The organism is Streptomyces recifensis, from assembly GCF_002154615.1.
In the GTDB taxonomy this organism is placed as follows: domain Bacteria; phylum Actinomycetota; class Actinomycetes; order Streptomycetales; family Streptomycetaceae; genus Streptomyces; species Streptomyces griseoluteus.
This window is the reverse complement of sequence record NZ_MUNH01000228.1, coordinates 1-14,558: the sequence shown is the minus strand read 5'-3', so window position 1 is coordinate 14,558 and position 14,558 is coordinate 1. Positions and strand designations below refer to the sequence as shown.

Genomic DNA, 14,558 nt, shown 5'->3' with positions numbered 1-14,558 from the left:
TTCTACGGCGACGACCCCGAACGGTGGCGGGGGACGATCACGAGCGCTCACCTGGCCGAGGGCGCCCAGCACGCCGCCGCCCTCGTCGTCACCGACCTGATCACCGAGTGGGACCGGGAAGGCTGCAAGTTTGGAAAACACGTCCACGTGCTCGTGTGGGAAGGCGTGGAGGGAAGCAAGGAGGACGTCACCCTCCGCGGAGATCCGGCCGGACCTCCGCGGAGGGTGCCTCAGGCACGTGGGAGTGGTCGCAGGTCTGGCGATGTGGTGATGCCACCCCTCGTGCTCTTGCGCCCTCCGTCTGAGCACGTGCGTGCAACCGCCCGGACCTCGTACCCGGGGCGGGTCATCGCACCGAAGCCTGCTGCGCGAGGAGAGTGCCCGGGAGAGGTCTTGGTTCAGGTCAGATTCCCGGTTTCGGCCAACTCCGCCAGCGCGTCCTCGGCGCGGCGCAGCACGATGCGGCCGTCACCGGCACTGTAGGCAAGGACTCGGGTGCCGGGGGTCAGGCCGGCCTCGACCAGGATGCCCATGGGGATCTCGGCTCGGCCGTTTTCGTCGATCTCCACTTCGGAGGGTTCGCGCAGCATGGAGCCAGTCTTCCACTCTGACTGTGTCCTGTTCCGCCGCCGGTCGGCCGGGGCGGGGTTGCATGGTGCGTCGGACCTGTGGCACAAGGCCGCGCCACTCGCCGATGGTGTCGGGCTAGTCTCGGCACCGTCCGCCAAGATCCCTATGTTTGGTCTGGAGAGGTGCACGCGGCATGACGATGGCAGGGTTCGACGATGTCGAGAAACCGGCACCGCCACAGCAGCATCGTGCCGACCGTCTCGTCCCGCGCCTGCGTTCATTGGAGATCTGTGCCGGTGCGGGGGGACTCGCGCTCGGTCTGGAACGTGCGGGTTTCGACCCGGTGCTGCTCTTGGACGACCGACCGGTGGCCTGCGAAACACTCCGCGTAAATCGTCCCGAATGGGATATACGGGTCGTCGATCTCATGGCCTTCGATCCCGCGGAAGAGCAGCAGGTGTACGACGTCGACCTCCTCGCCGGCGGGCTTCCCCGAGTCAAGGGAACCGCGGCGGTCAACCGCTCACGCGGTAGTGCCATCGAACTGGGCCTGTTCAAGGCGGCCATCGAGCTGGTGTACGGGGTGCAGCCGCGGGCTGTGTTGTTGGAGAACGTGCCGGATGTGGTGACCAAGGAGGCGTATGCGCCGTTGCGTGACTTCGTGGCGGCGGAGCTGGGGCATCTCGGCTACGAGCACGCGTGGTTCGTCCTGAACGCTGCCGACTACGGTGTTCCGCAGGATCGGGGGGAGGGGGTGCTCGTCGCGTTCAAGAGCGATGGTCTGGGCCGCTTTCGCGCCCCCGAGCGCCTGCTGGAGCCGCCGCTCACGGTGGGAATGGCGTTGGGTGAGTCGATGGCCGCCGGCGGGTGGGACGGTGCGACCGCGTGGGCCGCGCAGGCTGACCGTCTGGCCCCGACCATCGTCGGGGGGTCGTGGGAGCGCGGTGGCCCCGATCTCGGCATGACGGGTTCCAAGCGGGCGTGGGCGCGCATGGGTGTGGACGGCGGCACGATCGCGGATGCCGTGCCGGGGCCGGACTTCCACTGGGATCCCGCATTGGGGCGCGAGGGCATGATGGCGCTCACCGTAGAGCAGGTCGCCCTGCTGCAGGGCTTTCCCGACGACTGGAAGATCATGGGGCGCAAAACCGCCCGCTACCGGCAGGTGGGCAACGCGACCCCGCCTCCGCTCGCCGAGGCCTTGGGGCTGTCGATCCGAGCTGCCCTCCTGGCTCAATGAGCAGGTGCGGCACCGCCGCCGGCCGGGTCGCTATACACTCCCAGATCATGACCGCCGCACAGCCTCACCAGTCCTCATCTGCACCTTTGCGTATCGTGGACTTGTTCGCTGGCCCCGGAGGTCTGGACATCGCCGCCAAGATCCTCGATCAGAAGACCATCGGCATCGAGTGGGACAACGACGCCTTCGAGACGCGGCAGGCCGCCGACCTGCTCACCGTGCACGGCGATGTCCGTGACTACGGTCCGAACAGCGAGGAGGTGCGCGAGGCGACCGTGCTGGCGGGCGGGCCACCGTGCCAGACCTTCACCGTGGCCGGCTCGGGCGCCGGGCGCCGAGCACTGGACCTGGTGTTGTCGCTGGTGGAGGACCTCGGCAGGGCAAAGGACGTCGAAGGCCTCCACCTGGTCATGAAGGAGGCCGAGGGCTTCGACGACGAGCGAACCGCGCTGGTTCTGCAGCCGCTGAAATGGGCGCTGGAGGCCCATTTCCGGGAGCAGCCGTACGAGGCCATCGTCTTGGAGCAGGTGCCCGCCGTGCTTCCGGTCTGGGAGGCGATGGGCGAAGTTCTCGAACGGATCGGCTACCAGTTCCCCCGGGTCGAGCCGGCGACGCCGGAGGAGGATGGCCAGCTGCTTTTGGGCGAGGTCACCGGTGCGCGCCGACCGGCCAAGCCGCCTCGGCGCGCCTTCGTGCTCCACACAGAGGAGTACGGGGTGCCGCAGACCCGCCGCCGGGCCGTGCTCCTGGCGCGTCTGGGTGAGCGTCCACGTTTTCCCGAGCCCACCCACCGTCGTTACCGCAAGGGCGTTGCGGCCTCCGTGGGTGCCCCGGAACTTGAGCCATGGGTATCGATGGGCAAGGCCCTGGGGCGCAAGGACCACTTCGTGGTCGTGTCGAACTACGGGACCGGCGGGGATCCCAAAGCACGCGGCCGGCGCGAGGCGACGACCCCGTCGGCCACGGTCACAGGGAAGATCTCCCGGAACCGGTTGCAGACCCGGGACGGCAGGGACATCGGCCGCTTCACCCATCAGGAGGCGGGCCAACTTCAGTCGTTCCCCCTGGCGTACCCGTGGCGCGGCGGCGCCATCGCCCAACAGATCGGGAACGCCATCCCGCCGCGGCTGGGCGTGCACATCCTCAGCGCTGCGCTCGGGCTCGAGCCACCTGGCCGGGAGGTGTGGAAGCGCTTGGAGAACTGGACGCCTCCCGCGTCTTCCGGCACGGAGCAAGCACCGGGCACGGCAGGTTGATCACATGCCGGGGCGCTGGGCCTCGGTCGCCTGCTACGGGATGACGCTGGGGTCCGCCGGTCGCAGGGTTGGCCGCTGTCTCCTGGGGGCCTCGGCCAGGAGTTTGTCGAACAGGGCGACGAGGGTGTCCACGGACTGTGCGCTCACGCGTCCGTCGTCGGGCCCGTCCGGCAGCCGCTCAAAGGGTACAGCCGGGGCGTCCTGGGCCTCGGCGATCCAGTCCAGGACGGCTTCCCCCTCTCCCCCGGGGTCGGGTGCCAGAACGTCGTAGACGAGGGTGCTGCCTGCGGTGTTGACGGCGGAGGACAGCGCGTTGACGTGATCGCCCGGGCGTGGGATGCCGTCGGCGATCAGGCGGTCGAGGATCCGCACAATCGCCAGAGCGGTGGGGCGGTGGTCGATGACGTCCAGCCGCAGGGTGGTGTTCAGGACGTCCTGCACGCGGCAGGCGGTTTCCACCGGGCGGTAGTCGGCGCCGTCGCGGAAGAGTTCCGCCGCCCACCACAGACGAGAGAAGGCCTGGGTATAGTGCGCGCCGCTGAAGCGGGAGGTGGCGGTGGATTCGGTGCCCTGGTGGCGCCAGAGGACGTAGTCCGGTGCGACGAGCAGGGCGAGGTAGTTCCACAGCCGGCCGTCGGCGGCCTCGGCCCGGGTCAGGCGCAGGGTGGCGTGCAGGCGGGGGGCGAGCCAGGCATCGGCAGCGGTGCGCTGGTCGTCGAAGCGTCGCATCGCCTCCTCCAGCAGCTGCCGGAGGGGGGCGGTGTGCCGGCGTGCCTCGGTGGGGGGCAGCAGGGTGGCGGCCTTGCGCAGGGCGACCTGAGGTGGTGTCTCCTGCCCGGATTGAATGGTGTGGCTGAGGTATTTGGCCACGACCGCGTCGGGGAGCAGGCCGAGCACCGGGGGGATGTCGTGGGGGGTGGCTCGGGGCATCAGTTCACGCCCTTGTCCGTGCGGTCGACGGTGCGCACCGCGTTGGTCAGTTTCTTGGTGACGCGGCTGCGTTTTCCGGCCGCGTACTGGATCGCGCTCTGCAGTTGGGACCACCCGAATCCCTGGGTGCGGCGCTCGTTGATGTCGTAGAGGGCGTCGGTGGGTTGGCGGCCGGGCAGGACGTCGGGGAGCATCGTGCGAACGACAGCCTCACGCCAGCCCGTGGGCATGACCGGGGTGCCGTCCTCGTCGACGTCGAGGTCGCTGATGGCGGTGTGGAACATGGCCGTCCAGGCGTCCTGGGCGATGTGGCTGGCGGTCATGTCGCGCAGCACGCGTTCGGCCGTGGTGCCCCCCTTGGCGGTCAGGACCTCCATCAGGCCTTCGACGGCGGTGGTGTTGAGGTAGACGGTCGGGGTGTCGGCGCTGGTCTCGACGATCCAGGGTGCCTCGCGGAAGGGGCGCAGCCACTCGTGCGGGCCGTCGCGGAAGTCCACCTCGACGATGTCGATCTCCCGGCGTCGGATGGGGGTGGACTCGCGCAGGTCCACATACCAGTCCTGTTCGGCGGAGCCGACCAGTCGGCCGGCTACACCCCCGACAGTGGCGATGGCGTGCACGGTGAGCGTGGCGCGGCGCAGGTGGTGGTCTTTGCCGAGGTCGATGGTGCCGTGCCAGTCGCCGCCGGGCGTGCGGGCCAGGCGGGCGGTGGTGCGCGTGTTGGTGGCCTTTTCAGTGAGGACGGCCAGGCAGGTGACGTCTGTGAAGGGCCCCTCGGCGAGCTCGGACTCGGGGAGGCGGGCCTTGAGGTGGAGCGTGGCCCGCGTCCAGTGTTCGCGGCCTGATCGGTGCAGGGCGACGGTGCGTTCGCTCGTGGACACCTGCGCGTACGGCAGCGGGGTGCCGTCCACGGTGACGGCAGTGATGTCGAAGGCGATGTCGCCGAACAGGGTCGGGTAGGGGAAGACGGATTTCACGCGGCGCCTTTGCGGGGCTGGAGGATGTCGACGGCCAGGCGTGCGAAGGCGCCCTTGACGGGGTGGGTGGCGGGGTCGGTCACGCCGGTGAAGACGGCGGTGCGCACGCCGGGTTCGATGATGATGTGGCCGCCTTCGGCGCGGCAGCTTTCCGAGCCGACCAGCAGCGACCAGTCGATGGTCGGCCTGCCGCCGGAGCGTACGTCGAATTTGGCGACGGGGGTGAGCAGCCAGGGGTCGTCGGCGTCGGGGAGTTTGAGGGTGACCGTGACGTTCCAGGCCCCGGTGTCTTCCAGGTGGGCGCTGAGGGTGCGCACCGTGGGGAAGGACTGCGTGCGGCGTGGGCCGGCGCCCGCGGTGGTGTCGGTCTCGAGGGTGAGCAGTTCACGCAGGACGCTCGGTCCGCCGCTGCGGGTGGCCTCGCGGCGGACGGCGAGGGAGCGTGCCGCCTTGTCGATGCCGTGGCGGAATTCTTTGATGCGGCTGAGCGCGCCGCGCTCGTAGCTGGTGGTGAGTTCCTCGGTGCGGTCCCAGCGGTCGTGTTCCGGCGGCTCCGAGGCCCGCAGGAACGCCTCCGCCAGGTCGACGTCCTCGCCGGTGCGGCCGGTGGCGTAGCCGGCCAAAAGGACGGCCTGGAACGGCATGGTGCCCAGCGGCAGGTCGCGGGGCCGCTGTTCGGTGATCGTCATGCGGTTGCCGCGCATGCACACGATGCGGTTGAAGCGCTCGTCGGCGTCATCCGCCGGGGTGAGCAGCAGGACGGCCTGGTGTTCGCGGCCTTTGTCGCGGGCGCGGCCGGTGCCTTTGAGGGGGGTGACGATGAGGGGGACCTCGGCGTGGGCGACCTGGTCGCCGGCAGTGAGCTCCGGAACGGTCTGGCCGTCGATGTAGGCCTGCAGGGCCCGGCTGAGGGTCGCGTGATGGGCGTGGGGATCGACCCGCTCCTCGGCAATGACCACTTGACCGTTACGCAGAGTAGTGACCCGAGCATCCAGCAAGGGGCCAGCGTCGCGGCCGCCGATCATCGCGGCCCAGAATCCGTCGGCGAGAGAGCGGACGCACTTGTCGTGCATCTCCTGCAATGTCACGGTGTCCCCGGAGGCGTCGTGGGCGCCAACGATGAGAAACGACGTGCCGGGTTCGTCGCTCATGCGCTCCAAGTACAAGTCACGCACGGTTCGTTCGTCGGCCCACCAGGATCGGGCAACGTCTTTGCGTTCGGGATCGGTGTCGGGTTCGCCGAACCATGCGGGTCCGGCGTAGGCCTCGCCGTCGAGGGTGTGCCAGGGAAGGTCGAGGCGGCCCACGGTGCGTCGTTGAGTGCGTCCCTCGTGGGCCTCGCTGAGCGTGGAGTTCACCAGGACGAGGCCGAAGCGGCTGGTGGCCCAAAGAGTGGCTTTGCCCAGTCCGTAGGAGCCACCCGCACGGCCTCCTTGGCTCTTGTGGGAGTCCAGGGTGCGGCGGACGACCGCGGCATAACGGCCGTCGCCGTATTCGGGACCGGTGAGGCCGCAGGCGTTGTAGTCGTCGATGCGTAGCAGCAAAAGGGAACGCCTTGAGGTCAGTTCGTCGAGGGCGGCACGCAGACCGCGAGAGACCTTCTGTGTGCCGGCGGCCGCCTGCTCGTAGTGCGCGCTCAGTTCCTCCCAGTGCGCGGCCTTGAGGAAGGCGTCCAGGTACTCGCCGCTGAGCTCGTGGAGCATGTAGTGCACGCGTACCGGCTGTTGCGGGTCGAAACGCTCATCGAGGGAGTTCTGCGTGGCCTCACGAGCGAGGACGGACAGGTCGGCGTCGAAGGCGAAGGCGGCCACGTTGCCGTACTCACGGCCGCCGTCGGAGTGAGCCGGCCGGTGTTGCCAGGAAAGAGGCAAAGCGAGGGGAACGTCGGCCGTCCTGGTCATCAGTGAGGCCAGATCGGTGCCGAGGATGTGCGCGATGTGCGCCTTCGCGTCCTCGCGTGGCTCGGCTCGTCCGGTGATCCAGGCCGAGACGGCGGCGCGTGTCTTGCCCAGTTCGCCGGCGAGTTGGGCCTGGGTCATGCCTGCGCGCCGCAGTTGACGCCCCAGCCACGGCCCGAACGCTTCTGCCTGCTGCCCTGTCATGGGGTGGATCGACCTCCGTCGGCGTTCGTCCCGGAACGGCAGTTCACCCGTAGCCTAGCAGGCATTTTTGACACCTAAGCATGCGTCAATTTTTGTTAGACGAGGCTGGTGCCGGTGGGCTCATAGCAGGCACCACTGACAACGCCGTCCCAGCCGACCAGGCCGCGAAGTTGTTGAAAGTTGGTGGACATGGCGGGCCACACGGGTATAACGTCCCGGCTTGCGACGAGGGGAACTCTCCGATCGGGCTTGGGGAAGCCTGCGGAATGCACGTCTCCCGTCGCCATGTGAACACGCGGTTAAGGGGGGCCACTCGTGCGCAGCCATCGATTCCTTGCAAGACGTCGGCGACCGGCAAGCCGCCTCGCGCTCGCGTAACTACCGCAGGCCCGACGCTTCCCACAACCTCCTGCGCACGCTGTGCGCCCGAGCCGTGCGCTCCGCCCTCAGGGGGTGGGCCGCTCGTCTCGCGTTTTTCTCCCGGCATATCGGACCGGTGGTCTGCTTGGTACGCGGATGGTCCGTGCCGGTGCGCCACCCGCCTTCGAGGAGTACACACCTTCGTGAACAGACATGCGGACAGTGCCGTCCTGACGAAGATCGCCGAGCTCACCGAGCTGGCTTTGGGCACCTACGCCTTCAATCCCGACCGTGTCGAGGAGGACGCCAACGGCGAGCGCCGTATCCACCAGGGCGGATACGGGGACCGGCAGCTCTTCGAGCTGGTGCAGAACGCCGCGGACGAACTGCGCGAGCAGCAGGGGGGCAAAATCCACGTGATGCTCACCGAGGACCACCTGTACTGCGCGAACGAGGGAACCCCGATCACGCCGGACGGCGCGGACACCATCTTGCGCATGGGCGTCTCCCGCAAGCGAGGCGGGCAGATCGGCCGCTTCGGGGTGGGCGTGAAGTCCGTCCTGTCGGTGACGCGCACCCCGCAGTTCTTCAGCACCTCCGGATCGTTCGGATTCGACGCGGACTGGTCGGCGGCCAAGATCCTCGCCGCCGTCAACAAGGGACGCGCCGATCGGGGACTCGCGCCGGTGGACACGGTCGGCGAAACCCCGGTGCTCCGCGTGGCCAGGCCCCTGGACGTGGAATGGGAGTGCGCCCGCGACGAGCACCTGCGCGCGCTGCTGTCCTGGGCCACGACCGTCGTACGGCTGCGCCTGCTGCCGGGAGCGGCGGAGCGTTTGGGCCTGGACATCCATCAGGCGGGCCGGGGACGCAACGACGGCGCCCGCGAGGAGTTCCCGCGTCTGTTCCAGCTCTTCTCCCATCATGTGGGCACGGTGGTGCTGGAGGACGTCCGCGTGATGCCGAAGGTGCGCCGCGAGATCACCGTGGAGCACGACGGTGCCTTGCACACTGTCCGTGAGGCGCGCGGCGGCTCCCCCGCCCAGGTGGAGAGGTTCCGTGTCTTCATGGTGCCGCACCAGGTGACGGACGAGTCCCGTAACGCCGCCGGTGAACTGCACGCCCGCGTCACCATCGACGTCTCCTGGGCGGTACCTGAGTACAAGGTCAACGACCAGGGCATCCGGCAGGTCCCCAACGAGCGCGGATGGTTTTGGTCGTTCTTCCCGACCAAGTACGCCACCACGCTCAGCGGTGCGCTCAACGCGGCCTGGAAGACCAACGAGGACCGGCAGAACCTGCTCACCGGCAGCGCACTCAACGAGGAGCTGCTGCGGGTCGCGGCCAACCTGGTGGTCGGTTCCCTGCCGGAGCTGGCCGAGCCCGAGGACCCGGCGGCCTACCTCCCGCTGCTGCCCGGCCGCACCAAGGAGTCGCCGAACTGGGCGTGTGCCCGACTGACCGAACTCGTGTGGAGGTTGACGGCCCAGAACCCGTCCCTGCCCGACCAGGACGGCACGTTGCGCATCCCGGCCGAGCTGCGTATCCACCCCGAGGGACTGCCGAGGGAGGCTCTGGAGCTGTGGCGTACGTATCCCGGTCGTCCCCGTAACTGGGTGCACCACTCCGTGGAGGTGGGTGGGCGGCGCGGCAAGCTGACCCACTTCCTGACCGCCGCGGACAGGCCGGTGGAGTCGGTGCGCGACTGGCTGGAGGCGCTGGTCGAGGACGGCACCGTCGAGGCCTCCGCCGCCGCGATCCGTCTGCTGTCCCAGCTCCTGGACAAGCTGCCGTCCGACCAGACGCAGGATGCCCGCCGGGCGCGGATCGTCCTGACCGCCGGGCACGGTTTCGTCGCGCCCGTTGCGGGCAGCGTCTTTCGCAACTCCGGCATCGACGGCCTGCCCGATGACCTGGTGTACGTCGACGAGCGGATCGCCTCCGACCCGTCCCTGCTCCTGCACCTGGACCGTGTGGGGATCCGCGACGCGGACAGCCGCGGCCGGTTCGAGAGCGTGCTCGACCAGGGCTTCGCCGGCTACACCGCCGACTCGTGGGCCCGTTTTTGGGAGTTGCTGCGCAGCGCCGGCGGCAGCGCGCAGGTGCTGACCATCCGTGCGAAGGTGCCGAAGCACGACGAGATCCTGCACGTCAAGACGGTCGCCGGCGCCTTTCGTCCCATGAGGGACTGCCTGCTGCCCGGCAAGGTCGTACCAGCGGACGGCTCTCGGGACGCGGAGATCGCCGTCGACCTGTCCGTCCACGACGCCTCCACCCTGCGGGAACTGGGCATGAAGGACCGCCCCGCGCGGGGCCACCACCCCGAGCAGGACCCCTGGTTCGAGACCTACCACCGCGCCCTGCACGAGGCGTACCTGGAAAGCCTCGACTCCACGGCCCACCGTGTACAGATGAGTACCGTGCGTCTGGAGGGCTCGCCGACGGCCGGTCCGCTCCACCTCTTCGAGCGTCTTTCGTCCGAGGGCAGGGCCGCGTTCCTCGACGCCGTGCCGACCGACGGGCTCGTGGAGTCCTGGACGCGGCAGATCGGCCGCAATGTGAGCACCCGCACCCGGGTCCCCTCCCCCATCCTGTGGCTGCTGCGCCGGAGCGGGACGGTGCACACCTCCAAGGGACTGGTGTCGGTGTGTGATGCCGTCGGCCCGCAGCTTGCCGCCTACGCGCACGTCCTGCCCGTTGCCACCCAGCTCGAGCAGGACAAGGCGCGCCGTCTGGGACTGCCGACCTCGGTGGAGGAGGTCGCGCCGCGACGCTGGTCCCACCTTCTGGAGCTGGCCAAGAGCAGTGAGGACGACGCCCTGGTCGGCCGCACGTACGCCACGTTGATCCGCGTCGCACTGGAACTGGTGGTGGTCGAGGAGACGGTGCGCTGCCGGGTGGGCGAGGAGTGGCAGATGCGCCCGGACAACGAGATCGCCGTGGCCCTGACGCGCGCCGAGTACGAGGAGCTGATCCGGGAGAAGCACCCCGCGCTCCTCGTCGACGCCGAAGGCGATCGCGAGCAGGCCGAGTTCATGATCACCGAGTGGGGGATGCGGCGGGTTTCGGACGTCGTCGAGAAGCGGGTGCGCGTCGTGCCGGTGGGCCTGCCGGTGCCGCTGGTCGACGAGTACCCGCCGCTGCGTCAGCGCCTGGGCAGCCGCGCCAACGGCCTGATGTTGCAGCGCTGTTCGGAGCTGGAGGAAGTCGTCCGCACCCCCAACGGCAGCCGGACCAAGCCGCTGGACGGGACCCGGCAGGAGCACACGGTGCTGGTGCCCGACCGTTTGTCGGTCGAGGAGGCACTCGTCATCGCCGACCGCGAGTTCGGCTGGCACATGGGGGTCTCCGGGTGCCGGGCCTTGATCCAGAAGTACGAGGCGGACCAGGCCGACCGCGCCTATCAGGCCCGCCTGGCCGCGATCCGCCGCAGCGACAGCGTCATCGACAAGATCGCCATGATGATCGACGAGGAGGACATCAAGAGGGAGTTGCCCACCGGTCTGCTGGCCAGCGAGATCTCCGAGACCGGCCGTGAGCCCGATGCACGCCGGCTTGCCGAGATGGCCTACAACGCGCACGACGAGTCGGTGCTGCGGGTGCACGCCAAGGACATCGCCGCCCAGTACGCCAACGCACCGCGCTACTTCGATGGCAGCGCCTCGGCGCTGCGGTTCGTGACCGATCTGGGCTTTCCCGACTCCTTCGCCGGCGCGCGCGTGCCCTCCCCGCCGGCCAGGGAGGAGGCGCAGGGGCCCACGGAATTCCCCGCTCTGCACGCCTACCAGGAGCGTCTGGCGTCGAAGCTGACGGAGCTGTTGACGCTGCCGACGCCGCAGCGGGCCATGCTCAGCCTGCCGACCGGAGCGGGCAAGACCCGTGTCACGGCCGAGGGCGTCATCCGTTGGATCCGCGAGGCGGGCACCCCGGCGGGGCCGATCCTGTGGGTCGCGCAGACCGAGGAGCTGTGCGAACAGGCCGTGCAGTCCTGGAAGTTCGTGTGGGAGAAGGTCGGTGCGGACCAGCCGCTGGTCATCGACCGGCTGTGGAGCAGCAACTCCGCCACCCCGGTCACCGGCCGCCCGCATCTGGTCGTGGCGACCGATGCGAAGCTGCGGGTCTGCCTGCACACGGACGAGTACGCGTGGCTGCGTGGGGCGTCCCTGGCGCTGGTCGACGAGGCGCATGTGGCGACGTCGCCCGAGTACACCAAGATTTTCGAGCAGCTCGGCCTGACCCGTTGGGAGACCTCCCGTCACCTGGTCGGTTTGACCGCCACCCCGTTCCGCAACGACGCCGATCGCACCCGGCAGCTCGCCCAGCGGTTCGGCAATCGCCGCCTGGACGAGGGGGTCTTCCTGGGCGAGCCGATTCCGAGTCTGCAGCAGCTGGGCGTGTTGTCGCAGGTCGAACACCGCGAGCTGGAGGGTGCACGGATGCAGCTCAACCCGGACGAGTTGCGGACCGTCGAGCAGTTCAACGGCTTTTTGCCCAAGGGTGCCGAGCAGCGTCTGGCCGAGGACGAGGACCGCAACCAGATGCTCCTGGACGAGATCGCGGCGATGCCCGAGGACTGGCCGGTGCTGGTGTTCGCCACGTCCGTCTCGCATGCCAAGTTCCTTGCGGCCAAGCTCGGCGACCGGGGCATCCGGGCGGCGGCGATCGACTCGGCGACTCCGACTGCCGAGCGGCGCAAGCGCGTGGAGGCCTTCCGCAAGCGCCAGATCCGGGTCATCACCAACTACGGCGTGCTCACGCAGGGATTCGACGCGCCGGCCACGCGGGCCGTGGTCATCGCCCGTCCCGTCTACAGCGCCAACAGCTACCAGCAGATGATCGGCCGCGGTCTGCGCGGGCCCCGCAACGGTGGCAAGGGCACTTGCCTGATCCTCGACGTGCGCGACAACATCGTGAATTACGACGCGGGTCTTGCCTTCACCGAGTTCGAGTACCTGTGGAAGAAGGGACAGCAGTGACCGTCTCGGAAGGGGTGGGCCTTTCTCTCACCCCCGCCCAGCTGTCCGTCGTGACCAAGCCGTGGGATGCCAGGACGCTCGTCACGGCGGGCGCGGGCGCGGGCAAGACGACCACCCTCACCTATCGGCTGGAGCATCTGACCGGCACTGAGGAGCTTTTGGCAGGCGAGATCCTCGTGTTGAGTTTCTCGCGCGCCGCCGTGCGCGAGCTGCGCGAGCGCGTCGACAAGCTCGCCACCACCGCTCGTCGGGTGCGGGCCCAGACCTTCGACGGCTGGGCGCTGTCCGTGCTGCTGCTGGAAAACCCCCAGCGTGACGACCTGGGCGGCACCAGCTTCGACCAGCGCATCGCGATGGCCACCGAGGCGATCGAGCGGGGCGTGCTGGATGCCTCGGAGCAGGGGGTGCCCGCGCACGTCGTCATCGACGAGGTGCAGGACCTCGTGGGCGTGCGCCGCGACATGGTCGAGGCGCTTCTCGACCGGTACGCGGACAACTGCGGTTTCACCGTGGTCGGCGACGCCGCGCAGGCGATCTACGGCTTCCAGGTCGCCGACCCCGACGAGCGTGCGAACGAGACGAATCTCTTCTTCCGCTGGGTGCGCGTTTCGTTCGGCGACGATCTGGTCGAAGTGACCCTCGCCGACAACTTCCGCGCCCGCACCAAAGAGGCCCGTATCGCATTGCCGTACGGGCCGCGACTGCAGACCCTGCCGGCCGAGAGGGGCGAGGCGGCGAAGGAAGCCGAGGCGGTGTATGCGCAGCTGCGCTCCGACCTCGCCCTCGCCCCCGACTTCGGCCCCCTTGATGATGCGTTCACCCTGGCCTCGTTGCGGCAATTCGAGGGCACCACCGCGATCCTGTGCCGTGACAACGGCCAGGTCCTGCACTTGTCGGAACGGCTGCACACGCTGGGGGTGGATCACCATATCCAGCGCTCGCCCCGCTCGCGTCCCACACCGGCGTGGGTGGCCCAGCTGCTGCTGGCGACCAGCGCCGCCCAGCTGACCGAGGACCGTTTCCGCGACCTGGCCGTGCTTGCGCCCGCCTGGGATGCGTCGCGCACGTGGCATGCGCTGCGGCGCTGCGCCGCCGGTCCCCGAGGCACCCTCGACCTCGAGGCGCTGCGCCGCGCCGTTGCCGAGAGCCGGCTGCCCGACGAACTGACCGCACCCCCTTTCCATCCACTCGTCATTTCCACCGTGCACCGGGCCAAGGGTCTGGAGTTCGACCGTGTCCTGATCGTCGAGCCGCCCGCGCCGTCGGAACGGCGCGGCGAGCACGCGGACCCGCCGGCCGAGGCGCGTCTGCTGTACGTGGCGATGACCCGGCCGCGCGACGACGTCTACCGGCTCGCCCGCCCGCACACCTGGATGATGCGCAAGCACAAGCCCACCGATCGGTGGTACGTCGGCGGCCGACAGTCCTACGCGCGCACCGGAATCGAGGCGGGCGATCTGGACGTGTGCCGCGCCACGCCCGCGGGCGCCGACGATCCGGTCAGCGACCCCCCGGCCCTCCAGCAGTACCTGCGCGAGCGGGTGCACGGCGGGGACGCGGTGGAGCTGCGCCGACTCCACGACCTGCCCGCATCCGACGTCGAGACCCCGCCGTATGGGATCTTCCACGATGGCCGGCCGATCGGAGTCGTCTCCGAGCGTTTCCGCCACGACCTGTGGCGCCTTTTGAAGATCAATGCGGGGTGGAAGGTCGAGCGGTGGCCGTGCCGCGTCACCGGACTACGCATCGACACCGTGGAGAGTGTCGCCGGCTTCCCCGCTCTCACCGAGCGCCTGGGCCTTGGCGACAGAGGCGTCTGGCTCGCCCCGCGCCTGTGCGGCTTGGGCCGCTTCGACTGGACCCACGCCGAAACCGTCCCGGAAGGACACCACCACCCGTGACCGCACCGTCGCCGCGCACGGCGCACTACCACCTGCGTTCCGACCTGCGCGCCGCGCTGCGCAAGGACCTGCTCGGCCCACACGGGACCGAACAGGAGGTCCTCACCGACGACGCGCCGATCACCGCCTATCCGATCGGCGTCCTCTTCCCCCAGCCCTCCGCCGACGACATCGATGCGCAGCAGCCCCTGACGCTCGACGAGGAGGACGGCGTCGACACCCCGCCCGACGTCGTTGCCGGCGACG

At 69.4% G+C, this 14,558-nt stretch carries 9 protein-coding genes; 5 read left to right on the top strand and 4 right to left on the bottom strand.

The features are described from left to right. Positions 1-398: 398 nt before the first annotated feature. Complete coding sequence (locus CCN33_RS13820) at positions 399-590, bottom strand: AbrB/MazE/SpoVT family DNA-binding domain-containing protein (RefSeq protein WP_086693928.1); 192 nt, start codon at positions 588-590, stop codon at positions 399-401. Between the two features lie 173 nt (positions 591-763). Here CCN33_RS13820 and CCN33_RS13815 point away from each other — a divergent pair, with 173 nt between their 5' ends. Then, positions 764-1,810, top strand: coding sequence for a DNA cytosine methyltransferase (locus tag CCN33_RS13815; protein ID WP_425275842.1), 1,047 nt, complete (start codon positions 764-766; stop codon positions 1,808-1,810). Between the two features lie 47 nt (positions 1,811-1,857). Next, entirely contained in the window at positions 1,858-3,066 is a 1,209-nt protein-coding gene (locus CCN33_RS13810) for a DNA cytosine methyltransferase (RefSeq protein ID WP_086693939.1), read from the top strand. 33 nt (positions 3,067-3,099) lie between these two features. Here the strand turns inward: CCN33_RS13810 and CCN33_RS13805 are convergent, their stop codons facing one another. From CCN33_RS13805 to CCN33_RS13795, 3 genes are read right to left on the bottom strand one after another with little or no spacing between them, the layout of a single operon-like run. Continuing rightward, on the bottom strand, positions 3,100-3,996 hold the full coding sequence (locus CCN33_RS13805) for a DUF6339 family protein (RefSeq protein WP_208621748.1): 897 nt from the start codon (positions 3,994-3,996) through the stop codon (positions 3,100-3,102). Further along, entirely contained in the window at positions 3,996-4,973 is a 978-nt protein-coding gene (locus CCN33_RS13800) for a hypothetical protein (RefSeq protein WP_086693927.1), read from the bottom strand. The genes CCN33_RS13805 and CCN33_RS13800 overlap by 1 nt, the downstream gene beginning before the upstream one ends. Then, on the bottom strand, positions 4,970-7,075 hold the full coding sequence (locus tag CCN33_RS13795; protein WP_086693926.1) for a helix-turn-helix domain-containing protein: 2,106 nt from the start codon (positions 7,073-7,075) through the stop codon (positions 4,970-4,972). Before CCN33_RS13795 ends, CCN33_RS13800 begins: the two co-directional genes overlap by 4 nt. Positions 7,076-7,638: 563 nt before the next feature. Between CCN33_RS13795 and CCN33_RS13790 the strand changes: the two genes are divergently transcribed. The 3 genes from CCN33_RS13790 to CCN33_RS13780 all read left to right on the top strand — a co-directional run. Further along, on the top strand, positions 7,639-12,411 hold the full coding sequence (locus CCN33_RS13790) for a DEAD/DEAH box helicase (RefSeq protein WP_244173790.1): 4,773 nt from the start codon (positions 7,639-7,641) through the stop codon (positions 12,409-12,411). Continuing rightward, positions 12,408-14,312, top strand: coding sequence for a UvrD-helicase domain-containing protein (locus tag CCN33_RS13785; protein WP_086693924.1), 1,905 nt, complete (start codon positions 12,408-12,410; stop codon positions 14,310-14,312). Before CCN33_RS13790 ends, CCN33_RS13785 begins: the two co-directional genes overlap by 4 nt. Then, on the top strand, positions 14,309-14,558 hold a 250-nt coding region (locus tag CCN33_RS13780), incomplete at its 3' end, for a hypothetical protein (protein ID WP_140394540.1). The genes CCN33_RS13785 and CCN33_RS13780, both read left to right, overlap by 4 nt.